The organism is Pseudoalteromonas sp. SR45-1, assembly GCF_014163655.1.
Lineage (GTDB): Bacteria > Pseudomonadota > Gammaproteobacteria > Enterobacterales > Alteromonadaceae > Pseudoalteromonas > Pseudoalteromonas distincta.
Map to the genome: position 1 here is coordinate 1 of NZ_JACJDR010000053.1, position 284 is coordinate 284.

Annotated in this window: 1 rRNA gene; it reads left to right on the forward strand. The window is 35.2% G+C overall.

The annotated features are described in order from the left end of the window. Positions 1–77, forward strand: a 16S ribosomal RNA gene (locus H5089_RS20110); the annotation flags it as partial. Positions 78–284: the final 207 nt, after the last annotated feature.

The following is a 284-nucleotide window of genomic DNA, read 5'->3' on the forward strand; positions in this document are numbered from 1 at the left end:
CCACGGAGTGATTCATGACTGGGGTGAAGTCGTAACAAGGTAGCCCTAGGGGAACCTGGGGCTGGATCACCTCCTTATACGATTTAGAACTTATTTGTTCGTAGTGTCCACACAGATGATTGTTAATTAGTGCTTATTCTTCGGAATAACTAATTAATATGCTCTTTAAAAATTTGGAAAAGCTGATAATAAAATTCTGATGAATACATTGTATTTATCAAGAGTTTTCAAAAGTAAAAAAAGAATGGTAGCAGTACCATTCAGTGCCATTTAATTAACGTTTT